Raw genomic sequence first — 258 nt, 5'->3', positions numbered from 1 at the left:
GCCGCTCGGCCGGACGTGGGAGTGAGGCGGCCAGGGCCATCAAATTGGCGCTGCGCACCTCCAACATCGTCGCCACCAACAGCGATAGCTTTCCCCGCTGCGTCTTGCGCTGCCGAGGAAGCCGCGCAGTCAAGTCCGACGATATCGCCTCGGCCAACCGTTCAATCCCACCCATCCTCGCGCCTCCGCTCCATCAAGGGCGGACTCCTTGAATCACACGGTGATTCACGAGGTCAAGAAAACTGATCCGTGGTGAGG

General features: G+C 62.8%; 1 pseudogene. It reads right to left on the bottom strand.

Going from position 1 to position 258, the window contains the following annotated elements:
- Positions 1 to 175, bottom strand: a pseudogene (locus MTBSS4_RS22270) (IS4 family transposase); the annotation flags it as partial.
- Between the last annotated feature and the right edge of the window lie 83 nt (positions 176 to 258).

This window comes from Magnetospirillum sp. SS-4 (assembly GCF_902729425.1).
Taxonomy (GTDB): domain Bacteria; phylum Pseudomonadota; class Alphaproteobacteria; order Rhodospirillales; family Magnetospirillaceae; genus Phaeospirillum.
Note: the sequence above shows the minus strand (reverse complement) of the source record. Positions and strands in the feature narration are given on the sequence as shown.